The sequence below is a fragment of the Neobacillus drentensis genome (assembly GCF_036966985.1).
GTDB classification, from domain to species: domain Bacteria; phylum Bacillota; class Bacilli; order Bacillales; family Cytobacillaceae; genus Neobacillus; species Neobacillus drentensis_E.
In genome coordinates, this window is record NZ_JBALSN010000173.1 from 1 (window position 1) to 9,561 (window position 9,561).

Sequence of the window (9,561 nt, forward strand, 5' to 3'; positions counted from 1 at the left end):
TGAAGCATTAGAAACAGGCCGTCAATATCGTGGGCATTTTAATATTGAAAATAAAGGTTTAATTACGAATTTGCCGAACGGATGTACCATTGAAATTCCCTGTTATGTGGATCGTAACGGCATTATTCCAACTTACATTGGAGATTTACCAATGCAATGTGCAGCAACTTGTCGTGCAAGTATTAGTGTTCAAGAAATGGCTGTAGAAGCAGCATTAACGGGGAACCGTGAACTTGTCAAACTTGCCATTTTACATGATCCACTAACTGCCGCTGTTTGTAACACGGAAGAAGTGTGGAGGATGGTGGACGAAATGTTTGAAGCACTTGCTCCTTGGTTACCACAATTTAATGGAGAAGGACGGACATGGAAGGATATCCCACAGCCTGGGAATGGTTTAACCCCATCGCCAAAGCTATCTGCCCATTGGTTACCACCAGCCTTAACTGGAGATATTAGATACTCAGAAAATGTAAGATTGCAGGTAGGGCATAACGATAACTAATAAAGGGGCAAAAAAATAGAATGGAGAACAACAAGACGATAGAAGTAAGATTACTAAATTCCGAATTCGAGTTCGCACAAGCAATCCGATTAGCGGACCAAGTGTTTCGTGACGATGAGCATAAATCGATGGGGAAAGCCTTCCCCCATCTTTTTTCACCAGAACTTAATCAATCGTATGGTGTATTCATTAATAATGAACTAGTCTCCTATATTGGGTTAGTGCCCTCAGTTATTCATCTAGAATCTGCAGAGATTCTGGCCTATTCAATTGGTGCCGTTTGTACTCATCCAGACCATCGTAAAAAGGGATTTGCCAGCATGCTTTTAGATTGGGTGTTTACTCATGTTCAGAGGACTGACGCTTCCCTATTATTTGTCTCTGGCAGTTTACCAATATACATAAAAGCTGGTTGTTCCTTCTACGGTAAATTAAATAAATATGAAATCAAAAAGGGGGATTTACTAGAAAAGGAAGGCTGCTCAGTCAGGGAATTATCCCCGTTTGATTGGTTTCATTTACGAAAATTATTCCAATCTCGTCCTGTTTATTTTGAACAAAGTATCTATGATTTTTCCATTCTTAATAAGGCAGCAGGATATGCTAGTATTTTTAAAATGGAACACAAAATTTTGGTTGCCGAAACTGAATATGAACTGAGGGGATTCGTAGTTTTGGGAGTTCCTAATCCTTCTTCGAGTTCAGGTAAGCAACCTGCACGAGTGATTGAATGGGGCGGTGACCCGCAAGCTATTAAATCGATTTTAACAAAATCCTTCCATATTGACATAACATCACTGAAATGTTCAATACCTGTGCATGAAAAAGAGCTTAACCAACTATTAATCTCTTTAGAAAAAACAGTCGCTCCATATCCTGGGACAATTAAAATTACTAACCTGGACTTGTTTTTAAAACAAGTCGAACCTTTCCTGCATAGGAAAATCGAATTAATAGATCTTGATATAAACAGGAAAAAACTAATTTTCAATCAAAAGTCAATCATCTTAGATAACGTTTCCTTAGAAAAATTAATCCTTCAAGGAGATCCAAATCTAGATGATTATTTAAATGAAATTTTTCCGATACCACTTCCATTCTCTAAAGGCCTGAACTATGTATAAGGGGTTATGAAATTATGAGTACAATTTTAATCCGTAATGTTCGTTTCGTATCCGATGCAAAACCAAAGCCTAGAACCATTCTTATTCGGAATGGTCAAATAGAATCAATCTATAATGATGATGTATCCTTTGATATTAAAACTGATTCTGCCATCGAGGGAAATGGTCAATTGCTGATCCCTGGCATGATTGATGTACATATACATGGGGCAGATGGTTTTGATATGATGGACGGCACCATCGAAAGTGTGGAAGCCGTTTCTAGAGCCTGTGCTCGAACTGGATGTACGTCTTTCTTAGCAACATCCGTATCATCTTCATTACAAGACCTTCTTAAAATGATAGGAAATGTAAAAGAGGCAGCCGGCAGAGAACCTGGGGCGGGGTTAGTTGGCCTCCATATAGAAGGCCCTTATCTAAATGTGAAGCGTAAAGGAATGCAGAATGAACAATATTTACGGCATCCAGATCTGGATGAAATGAAAACCATTTTAGAGGCATCTGGTTCGCTGCTCCGAATGGTGACACTCGCACCTGAGCTGCCGGGCGGTCTTGAAATGATCCGTTTTTTAAAGGTACAAGGAATCATTGCGGCGATTGCTCATTCTGACTCAACCTATGAAGAAGCAAAGGCAGCATTTCAAAGTGGTGCCAGTCATGTTACCCATTGTTTTAATGGAATGCGGCCGATTCATCACCGGGACCCAGGGGTGGTCATCGCTGCATTTGAGGATAGCTCGGTAAGTGTTCAAGCTATCGTGGATGATGTGCATCTTCACCCAGCTATCGTAAGGCTGATTTATCGGGAAAAGGGCCCAGATCATATGGTCCTCATTACAGATGCTCTTCAGGCAATGGGGATGGGGGATGGAACCTATTTATTCGGAGGGCATGAAGTGAGGGTAAGTCATGGGGTTGCTACATTAAGTGATGGAACACTTGCATCCAGCACTGTAACTATGAATCAAGCATTGGGGAAAGCAGTTCGATCGGGGATTCCTTTAAAAGATGCTGTTACAATGGCAACAAAGACACCGGCAGATATTCTGGGACTGCCTAATAAAGGCAGGATAGAACCCGGGGCAGATGCTGACTTAGTTCTTATGAATGACCAATTCGAAGTGCTATGGACTATTGTAAATGGGAAATTGGTCTATAGACGAGACTAGGAGTTCCTCACGACAAATAGGCATGAATCCACCTAACTGGATTCATGCCTATTATTTAGGAAGTAAAACTACGTAAATAGTTTATCGAACGTTGAACATCCTCTCCCATCGACCGGAAAGGCTGAATACAGTCGGGATGCCATAGTTCGAGTGCCAGCCAACCGTTATAGTGAGCTGATGCTGCAGAAGCCATTAGGGAAGAGAAATCAATATCTCCTTCAAGCAGGTCTTCGGTTGGCATGCCCCCATGTTGATTACGTAAATGAAAGGCATTAATCCGATCAGGATAGGTATTGACCCACTCAATAGGATTGCATCCAGAAACAAAAGCCCAGCCAGTATCAACGCAAAGTCCTACACTTGTGTCTGCATATTGGACGACAGATCGAAGGTCACCTGTTGCATTGTGATTATCAGCGGCATGATTATGCAAGCAAACTTTTAGTCCCATTGGGGTAACAAGTTCAGAAATACGAGATAAGTTTTCACCTTGCTGTTTAAAATGATCCTCCGACTTGGAAACGACATTTTTCCAATTGATTGGATCAGCATTTAATAACAAATCAGAGCCTTCAGCTGCTGCTAACCGTTCTGCGAATGGCAAAATCGATTGCTCCACATCAAGAGTGTTAAATGGTACGTGTAAAGGGAGGCCAATATAAGAAGCTGAGATGGCCAAGCCATAGGAACGTGCTAATTTAAGTTTTTCAGTATCGGCATCGATTTCTACAGCATCTAGGCCTGATTCGGCACAAGCACGGAATAGCTCATCCCACTCAGGGGTCTTGCCATCTCGTTTCCAACGCTCAGACCAGCCGTACATATTTGATGAAAATCCGCGGATGTTCAAATAATTACCCCCTTCTGAACTAGGTCAATTGTTTGTTTTTCGCTTTTTTTCGCGGCATTATATAGAGCTGTAATGCATTGAAAGTTATTCAGAACTTGTTGATTGACATTAGCGTGTGAGTCAAGTCCTCTCACTTTCCGATAAAAGTGAAGTAGAGGGTTATCAAAAATGGTGAACTCACTCCGAGGGCCAGTTTCAACTTGTTCTTCAACAATTTGTCCCTGCTTATCGTATCGTTTGAAGACAGGCTGTCGTGAATCAAATGGAGTCCATCTAACAGAGCCTAATGTACCTTCAATTTCTACCCGTACGTACTCTTCACTATGAGCACATGAAGCACGCTCGTAATGAACATGGACCGGTTGGTTATCGCAGATGTATGTCATAGATGCCCCCACATGTGTTTCCACATCAAATGGTGTATCGGAGGGATCAATTTCTGTTATGGGTTTAGCCACCCAGGCAGAGTTTATCTCAATAACGTCCGGATGGAGTATGTCATTCAAGGTGGCAAAGTCATATGGCCCCCAATCCATTAGGACACCTCCGCCGCTTTGTGTTGAATCAAGGAACCAGCGGCTTGCAGGCTGGTATTCAATCCCGGAACGACTTCGTTCCCATTTGTTTACAAATGTAACATGATAAATATCACCGAGACAGCCAGAGCGAATAACATCTTTTATTGCTTCCATGTGAGGCATACCCTTAAAACGGACGCTGCAGCAACCTAAGTACCGATCATGTTTTTCTGCGAGCTGAACCATCTCTTCGGCTTGTGATAGATTCATAGCAAGTGGTTTCTCACAAAGGACATGGCGTCCAGACTTGAGTGATAACTTTGTTGGGTCTAAATGCGCCAATGGTGGGGTGCTGATAATCACGATATCATCATTTTCGGCTGCTTCAGAGTTAAGCATTTCTTCCACATTTGTAAAACCAATCGCTTCAGGGAACTGATCACAGAAAGCGGCTAATGCGATAGGATTTGTATCTGCCACTCTCAATTTAATCGGTTCGGAAAGTTTCTTTGCCGTTTCTGCATGTGTACGACCGATGACGCCCGCGCCTATAATATATAATCTCAAAACGCTCACCTCAGTTAGAATTAATGGTTCCACTCTAACAAAATCAAAAAATAGATTCTCCTCCAATTAAGATAAAAACTAATCAAATTGTACAAAGGAAGATTCGTTAATATAGAATAGGGGTGAAATAATGCACGTCGAACATTTACAATTACAGCGCTCGTTTGCATTTTGCCGAGTCTGGGGGTCAGATGAAGAGCATGATTTACATGTTCATGCTTGTTTAGAAATTGGGGTTGTGCTTAAAAACGAGCTGGAATATCGGTTTAATGACCATACCTACATCGGCCGGCCAGGAGACGTTTTCTTATGTCGTCCTTTCGAGCCGCATTGGAGTTTTTCTAAACCAAATCAACCGTTCGAATGTATTCTCGTTCTGTTTACACCCACTGCTGTACATAAAATTCCAGATGGAAATCAACTGATTAAGCCTTTCTATACGACAAAAGGTGTTCAGCCATTAATACCTGCTAACACGAATTTCGCAAAAGCAATAAGTAAAGCAGCGACTTTAGCTGTGGAAGCTCAGGAGCAGGGGAAGGAAGCCTGGTTAACTCAACAATTCATGCATTTTATTGATATTTTGTTACAGGTGAATCAGTATATGAAAGAATCTCAATCTACAGATATTCAAACATTAATTCCTTCTGAAATCGTTGAAGCCGTGGGGTACATGCTTGATCATTATCATGAGCCTCTAGATATTGAAAAACTGTCATGGCAGGTCGGATTGGGAAGAACAATGTTTTTTAAAGAGTTCCGCCTGTTGACAGGACTAACTCCCAATGAGTTCCTCAACAGGCTGCGGATACAGAGTGCAAGCGATTTGCTTCGTTCAACAAATAAAAGCATGATTGATCTCGCCTTTGCAAGCGGATTTCAGTCATTGAGTGCCTTTAACAAGCAATTTAAAAGCTATACGGGCCTATCTCCACGAGAGTATCGTAAGAAGCCTAACACTTAAGAAAACCTTTTATTTGCATTATTCAAAAGGATAAGTAATAGTTATACTAACTAGGAAAGTTCAAATGAAAAAGGAGATAAGTTATGGCAAATAATAATAAAAATAAGAAAAAAGAAGCAAAATCATCATCTGCTTTTACTTTTTGGATGATCGGCTTGGTTGCCGTTTTTATTTTAGGGTTCATTTTTTTAGGCAATCATTCCAAACAACAAGATAAAACCACATCCACAAAAATTGATTATAGCAATCAGCCATACTTAGGTAAGGAATCAGCTCCCGTTTCGATTATTGAATTCGGTGATTATAAATGTCCGAATTGCAAAAACTTTGGCAATGATGTTGTACCAATTATTCAAAAGGAACTTGTTGATACCGGCAAAGCAAAGTTTTATTTTATGAATGATTCGTTCATTAACGTTGACTCCGAACGATCAGCAAAATTTGCGGAATCCGTATTCGCGGAACTTGGTAATGATACGTTTTGGAAATTCCATGAGCTCCTTTACAAAAAACAGCCTGAAGATACGAAATATGAGAAAATCGACCTTTTTACGGAAGATTTTTTGACTAATACATTAAAAGAAGTGGCTAGCGATGAAGATGTTGACAAGGTCGTAAAGAATTTCGATGCTAAGAAATCCAATGATGCTTGGCAAAAAGATATGGATTACGCTGAAAAACTAGGTGTTACAGGAACCCCAACCATTTACGTTAATGGGGAAAAGTTTGATGGACAAACCATTGATGACTTAAAAGACATGGTTGAAAAAGCTGCAAAGGGTGAATAAGCATGAATAAGTCCTTACTTCTCGCCTGGATCACTGCCATCATTGCCACACTAGGCAGTCTCTATTTTAGTGAGGTGATGCACTTTATTCCTTGTACACTTTGTTGGTACCAAAGGATATTTATGTACCCGCTAGCCATCATCCTTGGAGTCGCAGTTTACCGAAACGACCAAGGCATCTATAAATACGCATTGCCGATGTCGATCATTGGTCTGCTAATCGCTGGATACCATACATTATTACAGAAAATACCGTATTTACAGCAATTTGAAATGTGCACATCTGGAGTGCCCTGCTCAAAGGATTACATTAACTGGCTTGGCTTTGTTACTATTCCATTATTAGCTTTCATTGCATTTATGATTATTACTGTCTGCTTAATCATTATCTCTCGTGACAAAAAGTAATTATAGTACCATAGAAAAGAGCGGTGAAACCAATAGGTTTCCCGCTCTTTTCTGTTGGCACTAAGCCTCAATTAGTACATAAAGGATGCACCAACAATGATCAATAAAATAAACAACACAACGATTAACGCAAAGCTGTTGTTATTGCGATGATGATCGGACATAAAATTATCACCTCCTCCTCTTAATTATTACAATGTATGCATGAAGCGTTTCTGATGAAATGGACAAACGTTGACTAATAGAAAAAGAAGTTAATATAATTCAAAAAAACGTTTGCAGAATTTTAATAAATAACTAATTTTATAGAACTTATTATTATAGTATAATAATATACAGTTATTTGGATTAATGGAAAAGGCAGTCATTTCATTCAGAAGAGGTGTTAAGCAATGGCAAAAATTTTAGTAGCAGGTGAGATCCCGCAAAAGGGGTTAGAGATGTTGTTAGAAAATCACGAGGTTGAAGTATTTTCAGGCGAGAAATTGATATCTAATACAGAATTAAAAGAGCGAATCAAAGATAAGGATGCTCTTCTCAGTTTATTATCTACCCCAGTAACAAAAGAAATAATTGACCAAGCCCCTAACCTAAAAATCATAGCAAACTATGGAGCTGGATTTAATAATATTGACTTTGATTATGCGGCATCCAAAGAAATACCAGTTACAAATACACCTATAGCGTCTACTGCTGCAACGGCTGACTTGACTATGGCCCTCTTACTTGCCTCTGCAAGAAGAGTAGCTGAAGGGGATGAAGTCTGTCGTACGTTTGGTTTTAATGGATGGGCCCCTCTTTATTTTCGAGGCCGGGAAGTAACAGGAAAAACCATCGGTATTATTGGATTTGGACAAATTGGCCAAGCGGTTGCGAAAAGAGCAGCTGCCTTTGACATGAAAGTTCTATATACGGGTCCGAATCGAAAAAGCCAAGAAGTTGAACAGGCACTAAACGTGACCTATGTATCGTTTGATAAGTTAGTTGCAGAATCAGATTTTATTACAATAAATTGTTCTTATAATCCAACGCTGAAACATATGTTCAGTACAAAGCAGTTTGAAATGATGAAATCAACCGCCTATATAATTAACTGTGCCCGTGGACCAATCGTTGACGAGGCGGCCTTGATCAAGGCCTTAGGAGAGAAACAGATTGAGGGAGCAGGAATTGATGTATTTGAATTCGAGCCTGAAATTAGTGACGGTTTGAAAAAGCTGAAAAACGTTGTATTAACTCCACATATCGGGAATGCTACTTATGAAGCACGCGATGCCATGGCGATTATGGCAGCGGGAAACATCGTTAAGGTGTTAAACGGTGAAGCACCGTCGTATGTGATTAATGGGGTTAAAGAAACAATCCTCGTTTAAAATGATTGGCAAAAAAAGACGGCAGCTGCCGTCTTTTTTATGAATACTGTGGGCGGAGTTTTGACCGTTTGTTGACATGCTGCTCGGCACTTAAAGCTGCAATCGCACCGTCAGCTGCTGAAATAACCGCTTGTTTAATCGGTGTTCTTCTGGCATCGCCGCCTGCAAAGACGCCGTCAACATTTGTGCGAAGGTACTCATCTACCATGACATATCCTTCTTCGTCGCGGATCACTGCTCCTTTTAAGAAGTCAGTTCCTGGCATCATTCCACCGAGATATAAGAAAATTCCATCCACATCCCATATTTGCTCTTCCTTTTTATCGGTAAGCACAACAATTTGCTCCACACTATCTGTCCCAATAATTTCTCTTACACGATGACGTTTATAAATTTCTACATTTGAGTTATTTTCTAATACAGAAAGATCTACATCGCCCTTTAATTCAGTTGGAATTAACAACTTTACTGTTTTACAATACTTGGCCAATGTTTCTGCCTCGTGGATGGCTTCATCATTATCACCAACAACAGCGACCGCTCTGTCTTGATAAAAGGCTGCATCACAGGTTGAACAATAGCTAACACCACGTCCTGTGTATTCTTCTTCCCCTTTAATCTTACCGGAAGGCGCTTTTGCTCCTACAGCAATAAAGACACTTTTAGCTTTAATGGTACCTTCGGCCAATTCTATCATTTTGATTTCATCTGAAAAATCAACCGATAGGACAGTTGAACGAACAAATTCTGCTCCAAAATCCTTCGCTTGTGCCTGCATTCTAGTTAACAGTTCAAGCCCGGTAACTTCTTCGCGTACACCTGGGTAGTTCGCGATTTTATGTGTGATCGCAAGGGTGCCAGCTTTTGGAGCTTTATCAATCACGAGTGTTTTTAATTTCCCTCGGGCTGCATATACAGCTGCAGATGCTCCGGCGGGACCACCGCCGATGGTAACAAAATCATAGACTTCTTCAAGAACATTTTCATTGACTGCTTGAAAAATAGTATCAGCATTTGCGTCGCTAGTTTCAGCATTTGCAGAGCTCACCACGGGGACTTGGTCTTCTGATAGCCCAAGTAATTTATTTAATTTTTTCTCTTGGAAGCCAAGGACCAGCTTTCCATTAATAAGCGTTGCTGGTGTTCCATAAATTTTCCGTTCCTTTAATTGATCAAAATATTCCTTATGTATGGAAGCATTCCGCTCTTCGAAATCAATGTGGCGTTCTTTTAAGAATGATTTTACTTTTTCACAATAGGGACAGCCGGAACTGCTATAAACGATCACTTCAGGTT

The 9,561-nt window shown here is 40.3% G+C and carries 10 protein-coding genes and 1 pseudogene; 7 read left to right on the plus strand and 4 right to left on the minus strand.

Annotated elements, in window-relative coordinates; translation table 11 throughout:
• The 3 genes and pseudogenes from V7659_RS11755 to nagA form a co-directional block, all read left to right on the plus strand.
• A pseudogene (locus V7659_RS11755) lies at positions 1–505 on the plus strand (hypothetical protein); the annotation flags it as partial.
• 20 nt (positions 506–525) lie between these two features.
• Complete coding sequence (locus tag V7659_RS11760; RefSeq protein ID WP_335540173.1) at positions 526–1,629, plus strand: GNAT family N-acetyltransferase; 1,104 nt, start codon at positions 526–528, stop codon at positions 1,627–1,629.
• 14 nt (positions 1,630–1,643) lie between these two features.
• Complete coding sequence (nagA, locus tag V7659_RS11765) at positions 1,644–2,798, plus strand: N-acetylglucosamine-6-phosphate deacetylase (RefSeq protein WP_335540174.1); 1,155 nt, start codon at positions 1,644–1,646, stop codon at positions 2,796–2,798.
• 55 nt (positions 2,799–2,853) lie between these two features.
• Here the strand turns inward: nagA and V7659_RS11770 are convergent, their stop codons facing one another.
• Both V7659_RS11770 and V7659_RS11775 read right to left on the minus strand, forming a co-directional pair.
• Complete coding sequence (locus V7659_RS11770; protein WP_335540175.1) at positions 2,854–3,648, minus strand: sugar phosphate isomerase/epimerase family protein; 795 nt, start codon at positions 3,646–3,648, stop codon at positions 2,854–2,856.
• Positions 3,645–4,733: a Gfo/Idh/MocA family protein gene (locus tag V7659_RS11775; protein WP_335540176.1), complete on the minus strand. Its 1,089-nt coding sequence runs from the start codon at positions 4,731–4,733 to the stop codon at positions 3,645–3,647. The genes V7659_RS11770 and V7659_RS11775 overlap by 4 nt, the downstream gene beginning before the upstream one ends.
• A gap of 130 nt (positions 4,734–4,863) precedes the next feature.
• Between V7659_RS11775 and V7659_RS11780 the strand changes: the two genes are divergently transcribed.
• The 3 genes from V7659_RS11780 (at position 4,864) to V7659_RS11790 (ending at position 6,892) form a co-directional block, all read left to right on the plus strand.
• Positions 4,864–5,697: an AraC family transcriptional regulator gene (locus tag V7659_RS11780; protein ID WP_335540177.1), complete on the plus strand. Its 834-nt coding sequence runs from the start codon at positions 4,864–4,866 to the stop codon at positions 5,695–5,697.
• 83 nt (positions 5,698–5,780) lie between these two features.
• Positions 5,781–6,485 carry a DsbA family protein gene (locus V7659_RS11785; protein ID WP_335540178.1) on the plus strand — a complete coding sequence of 235 codons (705 nt, stop codon included), beginning with the start codon at positions 5,781–5,783 and terminating at the stop codon, positions 6,483–6,485.
• Positions 6,486–6,487: 2 nt separating this feature from the next.
• The gene (locus tag V7659_RS11790) at positions 6,488–6,892 is read left to right on the plus strand and encodes a disulfide oxidoreductase (protein ID WP_335540179.1); all 405 of its coding nucleotides are present in this window, start codon (positions 6,488–6,490) and stop codon (positions 6,890–6,892) included.
• A 71-nt stretch (positions 6,893–6,963) separates the two neighbouring features.
• Here V7659_RS11790 and V7659_RS11795 read toward each other — a convergent pair whose 3' ends face one another.
• Positions 6,964–7,056 (minus strand): YjcZ family sporulation protein, encoded by a 93-nt coding sequence (locus tag V7659_RS11795; RefSeq protein ID WP_335540180.1) that lies wholly within the window; start codon positions 7,054–7,056, stop codon positions 6,964–6,966.
• A gap of 228 nt (positions 7,057–7,284) precedes the next feature.
• On the opposite strand from V7659_RS11795, the gene V7659_RS11800 reads away from it, so the two are divergent.
• The gene (locus V7659_RS11800; protein ID WP_335540181.1) at positions 7,285–8,265 is read left to right on the plus strand and encodes a 2-hydroxyacid dehydrogenase family protein; all 981 of its coding nucleotides are present in this window, start codon (positions 7,285–7,287) and stop codon (positions 8,263–8,265) included.
• Between the two features lie 37 nt (positions 8,266–8,302).
• Here the strand turns inward: V7659_RS11800 and V7659_RS11805 are convergent, their stop codons facing one another.
• A complete protein-coding gene (locus tag V7659_RS11805; protein WP_335540182.1) occupies positions 8,303–9,553 on the minus strand; it encodes an FAD-dependent oxidoreductase in 1,251 nt (416 codons plus the stop codon).
• Positions 9,554–9,561: the final 8 nt, after the last annotated feature.

What these genes read in the sequence shown, in the direction of transcription:
- V7659_RS11780 (WP_335540177.1), top strand. Translation starts at nt 4,864, where the DNA reads ATGCACGTCGAACATTTACAATTACAGCGCTCGTTTGCATTTTGCCGA.
- V7659_RS11785 (WP_335540178.1), top strand. Translation starts at nt 5,781, where the DNA reads ATGGCAAATAATAATAAAAATAAGAAAAAAGAAGCAAAATCATCATCT.
- V7659_RS11795 (WP_335540180.1), bottom strand. Translation starts at nt 7,056, where the DNA reads ATGTCCGATCATCATCGCAATAACAACAGCTTTGCGTTAATCGTTGTG.
- V7659_RS11800 (WP_335540181.1), top strand. Translation starts at nt 7,285, where the DNA reads ATGGCAAAAATTTTAGTAGCAGGTGAGATCCCGCAAAAGGGGTTAGAG.
- nagA (WP_335540174.1), top strand. Translation starts at nt 1,644, where the DNA reads ATGAGTACAATTTTAATCCGTAATGTTCGTTTCGTATCCGATGCAAAA.
- V7659_RS11760 (WP_335540173.1), top strand. Translation starts at nt 526, where the DNA reads ATGGAGAACAACAAGACGATAGAAGTAAGATTACTAAATTCCGAATTC.
- V7659_RS11790 (WP_335540179.1), top strand. Translation starts at nt 6,488, where the DNA reads ATGAATAAGTCCTTACTTCTCGCCTGGATCACTGCCATCATTGCCACA.